This is a genomic window from Sediminibacterium sp. GW821-FHT12F12 (assembly GCF_058806635.1).
The window spans coordinates 65,579-79,561 of the sequence record NZ_JBXAPW010000004.1 but is presented as its reverse complement, the minus strand read 5'-3'; the positions used below and the strand labels follow the sequence as shown (position 1 = coordinate 79,561).

Annotated in this window: 12 protein-coding genes; 6 read left to right on the top strand and 6 right to left on the bottom strand. The window is 45.7% G+C overall.

The annotated features are described in order from the left end of the window. The first annotated feature begins 59 nt into the window (after positions 1-59). Both pdeM and AC1RNB_RS07925 read left to right on the top strand, forming a co-directional pair. Positions 60-716: a ligase-associated DNA damage response endonuclease PdeM gene (pdeM, locus tag AC1RNB_RS07930; RefSeq protein WP_493082131.1), complete on the top strand. Its 657-nt coding sequence runs from the start codon at positions 60-62 to the stop codon at positions 714-716. Further along, on the top strand, positions 713-1,615 hold the full coding sequence (locus tag AC1RNB_RS07925; RefSeq protein WP_493082130.1) for a histone deacetylase family protein: 903 nt from the start codon (positions 713-715) through the stop codon (positions 1,613-1,615). The genes pdeM and AC1RNB_RS07925 overlap by 4 nt, the downstream gene beginning before the upstream one ends. Here the strand turns inward: AC1RNB_RS07925 and AC1RNB_RS07920 are convergent. Together AC1RNB_RS07920 and AC1RNB_RS07915 are read right to left on the bottom strand one after the other, a co-directional pair. After that, positions 1,610-4,072 carry a DUF5916 domain-containing protein gene (locus tag AC1RNB_RS07920; protein WP_493082129.1) on the bottom strand — a complete coding sequence of 821 codons (2,463 nt, stop codon included), beginning with the start codon at positions 4,070-4,072 and terminating at the stop codon, positions 1,610-1,612. The genes AC1RNB_RS07925 and AC1RNB_RS07920 overlap by 6 nt on opposite strands. 125 nt (positions 4,073-4,197) lie before the next feature. Continuing rightward, on the bottom strand, positions 4,198-4,950 hold the full coding sequence (locus AC1RNB_RS07915; protein ID WP_493082128.1) for a helix-turn-helix domain-containing protein: 753 nt from the start codon (positions 4,948-4,950) through the stop codon (positions 4,198-4,200). Between the two features lie 429 nt (positions 4,951-5,379). On the opposite strand from AC1RNB_RS07915, the gene AC1RNB_RS07910 reads away from it, so the two are divergent. The 3 genes from AC1RNB_RS07910 (at position 5,380) to AC1RNB_RS07900 (ending at position 8,295) form a co-directional block, all read left to right on the top strand. Next, positions 5,380-7,038, top strand: a complete 1,659-nt coding sequence (locus tag AC1RNB_RS07910; protein ID WP_493082127.1) for a M14 family metallopeptidase — start codon at positions 5,380-5,382, stop codon at positions 7,036-7,038. Positions 7,039-7,201: 163 nt separating this feature from the next. Next, positions 7,202-8,002 carry a 5'/3'-nucleotidase SurE gene (gene surE / locus AC1RNB_RS07905; RefSeq protein ID WP_493082126.1) on the top strand — a complete coding sequence of 267 codons (801 nt, stop codon included), beginning with the start codon at positions 7,202-7,204 and terminating at the stop codon, positions 8,000-8,002. Continuing rightward, the gene (locus AC1RNB_RS07900; protein WP_493082125.1) at positions 8,002-8,295 is read left to right on the top strand and encodes a hypothetical protein; all 294 of its coding nucleotides are present in this window, start codon (positions 8,002-8,004) and stop codon (positions 8,293-8,295) included. Before surE ends, AC1RNB_RS07900 begins: the two co-directional genes overlap by 1 nt. 3 nt (positions 8,296-8,298) lie before the next feature. Here the strand turns inward: AC1RNB_RS07900 and AC1RNB_RS07895 are convergent, their stop codons facing one another. The 3 genes from AC1RNB_RS07895 to AC1RNB_RS07885 all read right to left on the bottom strand — a co-directional run bounded on the left by AC1RNB_RS07895 (position 8,299) and on the right by AC1RNB_RS07885 (position 12,382). Continuing rightward, entirely contained in the window at positions 8,299-9,240 is a 942-nt protein-coding gene (locus tag AC1RNB_RS07895) for an N-acetylmuramoyl-L-alanine amidase family protein (RefSeq protein WP_493082124.1), read from the bottom strand. 144 nt (positions 9,241-9,384) lie between these two features. Next, a complete protein-coding gene (locus AC1RNB_RS07890; RefSeq protein ID WP_493082123.1) occupies positions 9,385-12,015 on the bottom strand; it encodes an N-acetylmuramoyl-L-alanine amidase in 2,631 nt (876 codons plus the stop codon). A 4-nt stretch (positions 12,016-12,019) separates the two neighbouring features. Then, positions 12,020-12,382, bottom strand: coding sequence for a BlaI/MecI/CopY family transcriptional regulator (locus AC1RNB_RS07885; RefSeq protein ID WP_493082122.1), 363 nt, complete (start codon positions 12,380-12,382; stop codon positions 12,020-12,022). A gap of 266 nt (positions 12,383-12,648) precedes the next feature. Here AC1RNB_RS07885 and lpxB point away from each other — a divergent pair, with 266 nt between their 5' ends. Beyond that, complete coding sequence (lpxB, locus tag AC1RNB_RS07880) at positions 12,649-13,782, top strand: lipid-A-disaccharide synthase (protein ID WP_493082121.1); 1,134 nt, start codon at positions 12,649-12,651, stop codon at positions 13,780-13,782. A 5-nt stretch (positions 13,783-13,787) separates the two neighbouring features. Here lpxB and AC1RNB_RS07875 read toward each other — a convergent pair whose 3' ends face one another. Continuing rightward, the gene (locus AC1RNB_RS07875) at positions 13,788-13,964 is read right to left on the bottom strand and encodes a DUF6728 family protein (protein WP_493082120.1); all 177 of its coding nucleotides are present in this window, start codon (positions 13,962-13,964) and stop codon (positions 13,788-13,790) included. Between the last annotated feature and the right edge of the window lie 19 nt (positions 13,965-13,983).

Genomic DNA, 13,983 nt, shown 5'->3' with positions numbered 1-13,983 from the left:
ACCCATTCACAAGACACATCAGACCAGTTTAGCATACAGCCTTTATCTTTGCCGCTCATATGACAGCCCCTCTTGCACATATCATTCGTAACCAACACTTCTGGTTATCGCCCCAGCGCTGTCTGTTTTGGGAAGAGCAGCAGGCACTGATCCTTTCCGATCTGCATTTTGGCAAGACCGGACATTTCAGAAAACATGGGATTGCTGTACCACAGGAAATTTATAAAGAAGATCTGCAAAGACTGGTGGAGCAGATCAGTTATTTTAAACCCAGGCAACTGATTGCCGTGGGCGATCTGTTTCACAGTGTGGCCAATAAAGAAATGGATTGGTTTCTGAAATGGCGACAAGACCTGGGGAAACTGGCTTTTGTTCTGGTAAAGGGTAATCATGATATACTAACCAATGAATGGTATGCGCAGGCCGGGATAGATATACAGACGGGTACTTACACTGTGGCAGGTTTTGATTTTGTGCACGATCCGGAAGAAGCCGAAGCCAATGGAGAAAACTATATTTTCTCGGGACATCTTCATCCCGGCGTGCATATTAATGGACTGGGTAAACAAAGCCTGCAGTTCCCCTGTTATTATTTCGGTAAAGAAATGGCGATACTGCCGGCATTCAGTAAATTCAGCGGCCTGGCGATCATCAGAAAGAAGAAAGCAGATACCGTGTATGCTATTGTGAACCAATCTTTAGTTTCTATTCAATGATCCGTATCGCCTACGATCCCATCTATGCACACCCGCTGCCGGAAGGGCATCGTTTTCCCATGCTGAAATATGAGTTGATACCGGAACAATTAGTACATGAAGGCAGTATTACTGCCGACCAGCTATTTTCACCCAAGCCCTGTAAAGAAGAGATCGTATTGCTAACACATGATGCAGATTATCTGCAAAAACTGGTACAACAAACCCTCAGTGCCTCGGAACAAAGAAAGATCGGCTTTCCACAATCGCCTGCTCTTACCCGGCGGGAACTGATGATTACACAGGGAACCATTGACTGCTGTATATACGCGATGAAATCAGGTGTGGCACTGAATGTAGCCGGTGGCACACACCATGCTTTCCGCGACCGGGGCGAGGGATTCTGTTTGCTGAATGATATGGCCGTAGCAGCCAATTACCTGCTGCAGCAACAGCTGGCCAAACAGATCCTCATCATCGATCTGGATGTACACCAGGGCAATGGAACGGCCAGCCTGTTTGCCAACGAACCGAGGGTATTCACATTCAGTATGCATGGCGGCCATAATTATCCTTTTCACAAAGAAGAATCCGATCTCGATATTCCTTTGGCAGATGGAACGGATGATGCAACCTATCTCAGTATCTTATCTGATACATTACCTAAACTGATCGAAACCGTTAACCCTGATTTTGCTTTTTATCTCTCCGGAGTAGACATCCTTGCTACAGATAAATTCGGTAAGCTGAAACTGAGCCTGGCAGGCTGCAAACAAAGAGATGCCATTGTTTTTGAATTATTACAGCAGCACCACATTCCGGTAACTGTAGCCCTGGGCGGCGGATACTCTCCTGATATCAGAACGATCGTAGAAGCACATTGCAATACGTTCCGGCTGGCGAAAGATATTTTTTTATAAAGGAATAGCTGCCTTGTTCTTTTTCTGCAGGGTGAGATAATCCAGGTAATAGATCAGTCGGAAAGTCAACTCATTCCCATGCGGCTGCTGAAAGATCTGGCCCAGGTTACCCATATAACTTTTATAGTTCAAACCGCTGACGGGGAAATCGTTGCCTAACCAGTTTTTGTATCCAATAATGAATTTACTGCCGTACTTGAAATCCCAGGTATAAAACATATCGAGATTAAAGGCATTAAAGTTCTGGTCGCGGCCGGTTTCGAACGGACGATCGATCAGATCGCCATTGGCATCTACATTAAAGAACTGGGAATAAATCACCCTGCTCCAGTAATGCCTTGCCCGCATCGACAGGTTCATCCTCGAAGAAAAATTATACACGGCATTCACAATGGAAGTAAGGTTGGTAGTGGCCCTTCTGCCCGCAATCGGTTCACCGGAAGCATCGCGGTAAGCAAAGCCATAGTTACCATTATCGTGTACCCGCTGTACATCCAGATCAAGACTGAAATGTTCATCAAAGCGGTAACGGGGCGCCAGTTGAATCGTAAAATAAGGATCGTTGGGTAGGGGCGACTCTGCAAAACCTGCCTGGTAGCGGAAGAAAAAACGTTTCCGGCTATCGCTGCTGCCACTGGCACTGATATGCCAGTAGGTCGTTTTCTTCATCATGCGTCCGGGCGTACGCAGCTCAAAATAGTCGCGTTGCCACATGGGCTGCCAGTTGGCACTGAAGGTTACATCCCAGAAGTTGCGGAAAAAATAAAATGCTCTCGCCTGCAACACATAGTTGGACAACTTGAACGGCTTGAACAGGTACACGGGCAACACTGTAAGGCTGTAGTTATAACTAAGAAAATGTTTGGTGGGTGTAAAAACGTTGTAACTGATTTTGCCGATACCGGAGACCTCGTTGGGTGAGCGCAGGATTCCCAGATCGTTTGGATCGTATCTTTCAGACTTGATACTGTTGGAAAGCAGGTACTGCAACTTACCACTCACTTTTCCGTAGCTGATCAAATTACTGAATCCGTTGTATTGGTCTACCCCCGTCACCTGGCTGTATTTGCCTGACCATACAAAATTATGCCGGTTGCCTGCATCGAAGAGATTCACATCTACTCCGGAAACATTTGCATTTCTTCGGCCACCAGCCCGCCACACGTTGGTATTGGTGAAAGTGAGCGAAGAACGGTTAGCCAATGCCTGATCCAGTACAAGGATATTATAATTGGTGAGCGGTTCTGTTTCGATGGTGGTGCTGGCTTTGGTAATTTTATCTTCTACCACTGCGTGGATGGAAGAACCAATGGCATTAAACACACCGATACCGAGTTTCTTTTTGGTGCGCCCGGAAAATTTGGATGCATTTATCAACTGCGTTACACCGGGATTGGAGATGATCTCGAGATTCGGATTGGCAGATACCATATTCCGCACATCGCTATAACCTACCGGTGTACCTCCCACTCTCCTGGAATAAAACAAACCTGCTTTATTGAACAATTCGATCCCCTCTGTAAAAAAGGGACGATTCTCCTGGAACTGCACTTCAAAAGGAGTCAGGTTCAAGACCACATTATCAGATATCACCTGACCAAAATCCGGAATCACTGTAGCATCCAGCGTAAAACTTTCATTAAAACCATATTTCACATCCATCCCCCCGTTGCGGAGGAAATCTGTTTTTCTGGATCCATCAGCATAGGGAACCGTTCTGAAACCGGAAGTGATATAGGGCAAAAAAGACAAGCGCAAAGGCGGGGTTATATTCTGCACATTGGCAAGGTTACCAAACTGGTTTACAAAACCACCCTGGTTGGGATCTACTTTGTTCCAGAAAGAACCTTCATTCCGGCGGCGTATGTACCGTTGAAAATTGATTCCCCAATCCTGCACTTCCTTCCTCGAAAAACGAAGGGCCGAATACGGGATCTTCATTTCCACGCTCCAGCCATCTTTCTGCTGTTTTACATTACTTTCCCAAACAGCATCCCAGCTGTAATCCGTGGGTAATCCGAATTGGGATACCATACTGGCCACCAATCGCCCATCCGACTGCACATTGCGGGAAGTAACGAGAAACTGGAATCCATTCTGGTCATCGTTATAGGTATCAAAGAATACACTGAAATAATCCACGTCTTTCCGCTGCTCCCCGTCGCGCGAGGTCAGTTGTTTGCGGATATGCTGCGGATCATCATACAGATAAGCGCCAACATAAACAGCCTGATCATCATAAAGGATATAAGCATGGGTCTGGTGTGCGGCAGGCAAGCCAAACTGCGGAGAGTTGGTGATAAAACTGTCGGCCCGTTGCGCCTGGCTCCAGCTCTTTTCGTCCAGCAGCCCATCAATTTTAATAGGCGTATGGATACGCAGCGCCGCTAATTTCTTTTCCTGGGCGGATGTGGTAAATACAAGTGCAATAGCAATAAGGGGCAACAATCTTCTCATACAGTCTACAGTGCCGCAAAAGTAAGGATAAGAGCGGGCGGGTTAGAAAAATTGTATGAATGGAAAGCAAAAACAGCCCTGTTATGGGCTGCATTGCTTTTATCATGGTAATATCCGATAATTATTTAATTCAATTTCTTCTTCAAACTGCTCACCTGCTCCTGCAGGTTATTGACCATTCCCGCCAGTTGGTTTACATCCCAGCGTGGCCCCGCATTGGCTTTCTGCATGATATAGACCGCCTTCCATACCTCCAGCACATCTTCGGCACTTACATTGTAAGGTTCGTACTGTGGATTATCGCTGATGAGGGTGAGTTTGTTTTTTACGCGGTTGTGTTTCATGATGCGCTTGTAGACCACCCCTTCATTTTTAGACAATACCACATAGGTGTTACTGTTCTTCACATCTTCCAGGTCGTCTACTTTCTCTCCCACAATCACGCTGCCACTGGGAGTAGGCAACATGCTATCACCCACGATTTCGAAGGCGCGGTATTGCCCCGGGCCCAGCATGGGCAGGGTAAACGTATTCAGTTCATCTACAAATTCCGGATCACCATAACCGGCCAGGTAACCGGCAGCGGCTTTTACGGGCACAAAACGGATCTCAGATACTTCGTTCACCATTTTCAGCTGCCTTCTTTTCTCAAGATAACTGAGGGCCTTGGGTGCTGAGAGATCCTTGAAAAGAAAATCTTCCAGACTTAATTTAAAAGTGCTGCAGATCTGTTCCATCACTTCCAGACGGGGTTCGGCACGCTCTTCTTCATAAGCCCCTACCAATGATCTTTTGATCTTGAGTTTATTGGCAAACTCTTCCTGTGTCCAGCCGCGCAGCTTGCGCAGGTAACGGAGATTTTTTCCGGCGTTTGACATAGCTAACTGATTTAGTTAGCAATTTACTAATATTTTTAGCTAACTGCAAAATTTATTTTTATTTTTTTTAGAAAAGGCTGACAGTTGGTCGGGCAATCACAGGTGTTCGGAACATTCTATTTTGCTACCCGGGGCTGAAGTCCCAACAAGAAATAGGTCTATTCTTTGCATCCACGCTCTGAAGAGCGTGGCAAATTGTCTTTTCCCTTTTGCCCCGCTCTTCAGAGCGGCGGAGACATCAGATTACAATTCTTTATCAGGGACTTTAGTCCCGAGTAAAGAATTGTATAAAAGAGTACTAAACATCTTCCGAACACCTGTGGTCGGGCAATCAACTGCCACAGCGTTCGCCCACTCATCTAAATTCCCCTTCATTTTTAGGCAGACTTGCACCTTTCCTGTACTTTCCTGCCCCAAAATAAATGGCACATGAAAAAAAGGCTTTTTACCCTGTTGCTCGCCGTTAGTGGCATTGCCGCAGAGGCACAACAGGTATGGACAGACGATCTGATCCTTACCCCCGAACGTTCCAATTTTGAAAAAACATCTTCCTACGGCGATGTGATCAATTTCATCAATACCATCAAAGCCAAAAGTCAGGACATACAGGTAACCAGCATCGGCAAAAGCACATTGGGTAAGGATATACCTCTCCTTATTCTCTCCCATCCTGCCATCAGCACACCCGAACAGGCCAAAGCTTCCGGCAAACCGGTGATCTATATACAGGGAAATATTCATGGCGGAGAAGTGGATGGTAAAGAAGCGATACTGATGCTGTTACGCGATATCCTGCTGGGCAATAAAAAAAATTTACTCGATAACCAGGTAATCCTCTTCCTCCCCATCTATAATACAGATGGCAATGATAAAATGGCGCCGGGCCTGCGTCCGAGCCAGGAAAACAGTCCACTGGAAACCGGTATCCGCGAAAACGGCCAGGGACTGGACCTGAACCGCGATGGCATTAAAATGGAAACACCCGAAACAGAAGCGCTGATCCGGAACGTGATCACTGCCTGGGATCCGCAGGTAACGGTTGATCTGCATACCACCAATGGCACCTGGCACGGCTATTCCCTTACCTGGGCGCCCAGTTACCTGTATGCAGGGGAGCCTGCTACTTACCGTTATACCAATGAGGTAATGCTGCCCGCCATCACCAAAAGTGTAAAAGAGAAAAATGGTTTGTTCTTTGGTCCCTTCGGCGATTTTAATGTGCGGGAAGGATGGCCGGTGAAAAATTTTTATACCTATAACCATCATCCCCGGTATATCATTAACCAGCTGGGACTGCGTAACCGAATGGCCATTCTGAGTGAGTCATTTGCGCATGAACGTTTTTACCAGCGCATTTACAGCACGTACACATTTGTAAACGAGATACTGGCGCATTTCAACCAGCATGGCAAAGAGATCGCCCGTATTAACCAGGAAGCTGAAGCCGCCGCCATCAGGAACGTACTGGACAATGCGGGTAAAGCCACCAAGGGTGTCCGTTTTAAAATGGTGCCTACTGCCCAGCAACTAAACGGTTTCAGATCATACCAATACACTTCTTTCACCAAAGCCGATGGCAGTAAAAGCTGGATCAAAAACGGCAATGTGGTTACCTATGATGATGTGAATTATTACGGTGCTTTTAAAGACACCGTACAAAGCATCGTTCCGCGTGGATATATTATTCCGGCTGCACAGTCAGCCATTGCAGAACACCTGATCAAACAGGGTGTAAAACTGGAGAAGCTAGAAAAAGACCAAACGATTGAGGCAACGGTTTTTGTAGTGGAGAAATTGACAAAAGCCCAGCGGAAATTTGAAGGGCATAATATGGCTTCAGCCGAAGGGCATTTTGAAAAGGTTACCAAAAAAGTGCAGAAAGGCGATTTTAAAGTAGACATGGCCCAGCCCCTTACCAACCTGATCTTTTATATGCTGGAACCACAATCGGATGACGGCTTGCTGAACTGGAATTTCTTTGATGCGTATCTGGATCAGAATGGGGTGAATACAAAACCTGTGGAGTTCCCCATATACAAATATGCCGTCTGGCCTGCTACCGAAACTAAAAAAGCCAAAAAGAAATAAGAGTACGCTGCGCCCCTTTGTTACCCCGTGTACTCTGTGTTGAAAAATTGTCGGTTATTCAAATTCTTTTTCAACACGGAGAATACACAGAGTTGGGGAGTTTCACAGAGGGATTTTATACAGGTTTAACATCTCTCAGAAATCTTAATCGTATCTTGCAGTTATGGCAAAAGCGAAGTCTATAAAGAAGAAACAACCGGTGATCCTGATCACCAACGATGATGGCGTTACCGCACCGGGCATCCGCGCCCTGGTAGAAGCTGTAAAGGGTTTGGGTAAGATCGTAGTTGTGGCACCGGATAAACCGCAAAGTGGTATGGGACATGCCATTACTATTGGCAATCCCCTGCGTTTGCAGAAAGTAAGTGTATTTGACAGCGAAGGAGTTGAAACCTGGGCCTGTAGCGGCACACCGGTAGATTGCGTGAAACTGGCGGTTGATAAAGTGATACACAGCAAACCCGATATCTGTCTGAGTGGCATCAACCACGGCGCCAATCATTCTATCAATGTAATTTATTCGGGTACGATGTCTGCGGCACTGGAAGCGGCAATTGAAAGTATTCCTAGTATCGGTTTCAGTTTGCTGGACCTGAGTATTGAAGCAGATTTTACCGCTGCCAAAAAATACGCAAGAATCCTGGTAGAGCATGTGTTAAACAGCGAACCACACGATAAACATCTTTGCCTGAATGTAAATATTCCCAAAGGTGGCGAAAAACTGATCAAAGGTATTAAGATAGCAAGCCAGGCCTATGCCAAATACGAAGAGGAATTTGACGAGCGCAAAGATCCGCATGGAAAAAGGTATTACTGGTTAACCGGCGAGTTTGTGAATTTTGATAAAAGTAGGGACACCGATGTATGGGCGTTGAAGAATAATTATGTGAGCGTAGTTCCCGTTCAGTTCGATCTGACCAACTATACGCTGAAGAAGAAACTCGAAAAATCCTGGAAATTCTGATGCTGACCAAAGACAACCGTACACTGGGCCTGGTGCTGGGTTTCCTGGCCCCTTTTGTGGGTTTTGCTGCTTATTACCTGGCAAGGTTCCGCGTGTTTTCGGTGCAGGAATTCTGGCAGGTATTGATGATGCAGAAATCACTCTTATCCGGCATCATCAGTCTGGCACTGATCGCCAACGTGGTGGTATTCACCCTCTATATCAACCAGCGGAAAGACAAAACTGCCACAGGCATTTTTATAGCTACCTGTATCTATGCTGTTGTAGCACTGGCTTTTAAATGGTTTTTGTAAATCTTACTGCACTCCTGCTGGAAGGGTGGTTCCGTTTACCTGGGCCTCGAGCGAGAGGCGATAACGCTTAATGGCGCGTGTGATGACTTCGGCGGTTTGTTGCTGTCCGCTATCGCTGGTAATGAATGCTTCTTCTTCGGGGTGAGACAAGAACCCTACTTCAATCAGGATGGCCGGCATGGCTACCGCCTGTAATACCCATATCCCTTTTTCGTCTCTTTGTTTGGCCCCACGGCTCACACGACCTGATTTCACAAACTCTTCTTCCACTGTTTCGGCCAGTTTGCGGCTGCGGTTGGCGTATTCCTGTGTGCGCATGGAATTGATCATTTTCATGGCAGGGTTATTATCCTGCTCTCCCACGATCAACATAGCGGTATCACTGAAGTTATTCTCCATCAGTGCTTCTTCCTTGTCTTTGGTTTTGCCTACTCCCCAGATATAGGTTTCGGTACCCTGTGCCGGGTTGGGTGTGTACCAGGTACGATATTCCGGAATTCTTTTTTTGACCTTCTTACCCTTCCGCTTCACTGTTTTGGTAGTGTAACCGGTAATTTCTGAATGACGGATGGGTGATACATCATTACAGTGAATCGAAATAAACAGATCGCCTTTGGCGGCATTGGCTTTATTGGCTTTTACGATCGGACTATTGTACTCATCCGTCGTACGGGTCATGATCACTTCAATATCCGGCATCTCTGCACTCAATACATCACGCAGTTTGAGGCCAATGGCGAGGGCCACGTCTTTCTCTTCCATGTGTTTACCCGAAGCCCCATAGAACTTTCCCGCAATAGCAGACGGACCACCATGCCCGGGATCGATCACGATCCGTTTCAGGGGATGCTTCAGTGTCTTGCTTTTATCGGTCTGCGCATGGGCAGACTGCGATACGAGCAGCAACAAAAGCAGGATGAGGGAAAAAAGCTGTCTTGTCTTCATTGGGGGTAACTGTTACTGAATAACGAAAAAAACAGGGTTTTAGTATTCCCAAATATAAAAAACCGGCTCCTTTGAGGAGCCGGCTATCGATCAATTTGAGGAAACTTTTACTTTCTATCAGGAATCAATACCTATCTGTCGGCATTACTTTTCTACCACCCAGGTAAAGGACTGACTATGCTTATATAGTACCGGTACACCATTCTGTAAAGCAGGTTTCCACCTGGGGCCTTTATTGATGAGCCGGATGGCTTCTTCTACCGTTTTATAACCGGGATTGTTCTGTGCAGCTACATTACTGATCCCACCATCGGCCGCCACAACAAAAGAGACTGTTACTGTGTATTTACCGGGAGGCGCCCCGTTTTGTGCGGGCAGATCGCGCCGCATGTTACGCTCCAGGTATTTTGCCCAGGCTGATGGGCCACCCGGAAAGGCAGGAGGGGTTTCTGCCTTGGTAAAAAGCTTTACGCCTACTAGTTTTTTTCTGATTGCTGGTGCTTCCACTGCTTTCATCGCTTCTGCTGCTTTTTTGGTAACCACTTCTATCACTCCATTTTTAGCTGCTTCCCCATATCTGGCGGTTGCAGCAGCGTCTTTTATAACACGCACTTCTGCAATCTCATCCGGTTTTACATCATTGAGATTACCCGGTTCTCCATCTATCAATACCCAAACGTTGCTGGGGATCTTATAGTTATTGATACCAGATACCCATACCAATGTATCCGGATACTTGCGAACAGCACTTACTTTGGAACCAAATTGACCGACAATCCCATTTATTGATTTGTCGGATGGATAGTTGCTAACGGATGTTATTGTGGGTTTAGCTCTAAAACCAGTTACAACAACTGTTCCCTCTTCCTTATTTCCGTTTTTTTTAGTGGTAATCATCACTACGCCATTTTTCCCTTCTTCGCCATATAAAGCCTTAGCAGATTCATTCTTCAAAATATTGATAGATTGAATTTTAGACGGATCAATCAGCTCTAAGATCTCATTGTCAATTTTTTTCCCATCCAGAATTACCAATGCATCAGTAATTGAATTACGTAAATCAGTAGTGGCTGCTTTACTAATATTTTCTACCTGCACTTTGCCACCTTCGTTCATGATGACCAGCTTATTTCCGTCTTTTACGGTGATGGTATCAGCTTTAATAATAACTGTATCGGTTTTGATTTTTTTACTTTTCACGAGGTATTCATTCACCCCATTCAAAATGGAAGCTGCCATTTCTCTCCGGTAGCTTTCTGTCTGCAATTTGGCAAGGTCGGCCGGGTTACTCATAAAACCAGTTTCGATCAGCACAGATGGGCTATTCAATTGATTCAATATAAAATTCGTAGTCTTATTTGACCGGATCCCCATTACAGGAGATTTCAGCGTGGTCATGGTAAAAGCCATCTCGCTGGCTAACATCCGGCTTAACAGTGATTGATTAGATGAGGCGGCATCCGGAATATAGAATCGGATGCCACTAAGAGGATCCTGCACTTTTGTTCTATTACTGTTTTGTTTTACCAAAAACTCATTAACATGCAATAACAAAACCAGATCGGGATGATGTTGATTGGCTAATTCAACTGCCCTTGTATAAGGCATAGTTTGATCAGTTTCGCGGGACAGAATGATGCGGATATTTTCATTCCTATTCATTTCTTTCACAGCTTTTGCCAATGCAAGCGTCAACATGGATTCCTTGGTGCCATCAGCAGCAACTCCTCCTTTGTTTTCGCCTCCATGTCCAGGAATGAGTACAACAGTATAGGTACGATCCAGCATCGCAATATTAGCAACACTGACACTCCGCTGCGGTTGATTACCTGCCACTACATCCACCACTTTCTCCATCATCGTAGCTACTGAGATTGGTCCTCCCGCTCTTTGTTCCTTACTTCTGAACGCAAACAGCACCACCACTATGGCCAGCAGCGGTAATACCACCAGTCGGCGCAGGTAACTGAATCGGGGGTTACGGTTATTGGCCAACATCTGCAGTCTTCTTTTAATAGGCGAGAAAAAGAAAGGGTTAGTCATAGCAAATTGCTGTCTGGGATAAGCTGCGGTTAATAACATGTGCGCCAATGCTGCAGTGTCTCCGTCTGTAACGGCTTTTTTATCGGCTATAAATTCGTGGATCATTTCCATCTCTTTCTTCAGTAACCAGAAAAAGGGATTGAACCAGCCCGCTACCAGAACCAATTGAATAATGATCTTATCTACCGAATGTTTCTGTTTCACATGCGTTAATTCATGTTGCAGGATCTGTTTGCCGGCCTCGCTGCGGATATCGATCTCCTCATTCCAGAAAATATAACGGAAGAAAGAAAAAGGAGTGCCTTTGGCCTGTGTCAGGATCAGGTACACTTCGCCCACATTTTTGCAGGAATGAGCTTTCAGCAACTGGTATAAACGGATAAAGGCAATTACCATGGCGCCCAGTAATACCGCTGCAACAGTGAGATAGACACCCCAGGCAGCCATTTCCCAGCTCCAGCGAAAACCGCTTCGGGTAACCGCCTCTTCGATCCGGGTATTGCTGTCTGCTACAACAGACAAAAGCTGCACCATAGTCAGATCTTGGCTTACCGTTTGATACTGCCACTGAATTTTTATCAATGGCACTAGCCAAACCAGTAAAGCAATGGCCAGGAGGTAAAAACGGTTATAATGATGAAAACGTTTGTTACGCAATACCAGCCAGTAATACCCCATCATGATACCACTACAGAGTATTACCTGTAAAAAGTAATAGGCAGTTGTAAGCATACAATTATTTTTTAGCGTGTTTGATCTGTTGCAACAGCAGTTCCAGTTCTTTTACACTCAGGTCTTTCTGTTTTACCATAAAGGAAACCGCATCGGTAAAGGATCCCTCAAAATAACCATCCACCAGTGTGCGGATGGTGCTGGAAGAATATTCCTCTTTGGATACCAGCGGATAATACTGGTGCACCCGGCCAATGGGCGTGATGCCTACAAAACCCTTCTCTACGAGAATCTTTAATATCGTTGCCACCGTATTCGAATGCGGGCGGGGTTCGGGCTGTGCTTCTACTATGTCTTTCAAAAAAGCTTCTTCCAGTTTCCAGATCGTGTGCATGATCTGTTCTTCTGCTTTGGTTAATGGCTTCATGGAGGAGAAATTAATGACAGTACGAATATATAAACTAATTTTTTAGTTATAAAACTATTTTTTTAGTCTGAGAGGGGTATCTGAACAAATTTGTGGATTTTTTAAGAGTGATGCGTTCGCCGGTTTTCAGGTGTAGACACCTGACAATTAACTGCTAACTAATAATTAGTAATTATTAACTATTAATTACTAACTACCAATTAAAAATACCGATTATCGGTCAGGCCGCTTCAGCGTCCCGACCGAAATCGGTATTTTGCAGGGGTATGAAGTATTATCTTATTTCCGGCGAAGCCAGCGGGGATCTGCATGGCAGCAACCTGGTGAAACAGTTGTACCTGGCAGATCCTTCGGCAGAGATCCGCTGCTGGGGCGGCGATCTGATGCAGGCTGCCGGCGCCACACTGGTAAAACATTACCGCGACCTTGCTTTTATGGGTTTTGCGGAAGTAATAAAGAACCTGCCCACCATCCTGAAAAATATCCGTTTCTGCAAAGCAGATATCCTTTCGTATCAACCCAATGTATTGGTATTAATCGATTATCCCGGTTTTAACCTGCGCATTGCCGAATGGGCCAAAGAGAATGGTTTCAAAGTGGTGTATTATATCTCTCCCCAGGTCTGGGCCTGGAAAGAGAACCGGGTTAGAAAAATGAAACAGTGCATCGATAAAATGCTCTGCATACTCCCCTTCGAAAAAGCCTATTATCATGATAAATGGAACTGGGAAGTAGACTATGTGGGACACCCGTTGGTGGAAGTGGTGGAGGAGAAAAAGTTAGGAGTTAGGAGTTTGGAGTTTGGAGTTAGGGAGGGTAATATTACTACCAACGCCAAACTCATAGCTCTTCTTCCCGGAAGCCGGAAACAGGAGATACAGAAAAAATTACCCATTATGCTGGAAGTAGCAAAATTCTTTCCGGATTACCAGTTTGTGGTGGCGCAGGCACCCGGGCTGGATGATGCGTTTTATGCTCCCTTCATGGCGGCCTATCGAAATGTATCTGCGGTTCGCAACCAGACTTACGACCTGCTGTTACAGGCCAAGGCGGCACTGGTAACCAGTGGTACCGCTACTTTGGAAACGGCTTTGTTTGGGGTACCGGAAGTGGTTTGTTATAAGGGTAGTGCGATCAGTTACCAGATTGCCAGAAGGCTGATCAGGATCAAATACATTTCGCTGGTGAACCTGATCATGGATAAAGAAGTAGTGAAGGAACTGATACAGGATGCACTCACTACCGAAAATCTCGTTACCGAGCTCTCGCTCCTGCTCAACGATACAGAAAAACAGAAAAATTTACAGGCCGATTACCGTGCACTGAAAGAACTCCTCTCAGCCGGTGGCCATGCGTCTGCACAGGCAGCGCGGATCATCTGCGATTTTGTTCGCAAATAAATCCCTCACCAGAATAAAGGCAGGATCACCAGTTTAAAAAGGATGATCAGTACCGCCAGCAGAAACATGATGAGTGAGATGCGGTTCATCCCATGCATGTATTTCATCCATTGTGTGCGGGGTTCATTGGGATCTCTTTTTTTGATGTAGAGATATTCAGCGATTTGTTTCCAGATGCCCATGGGAGGATGGTTTATTGGT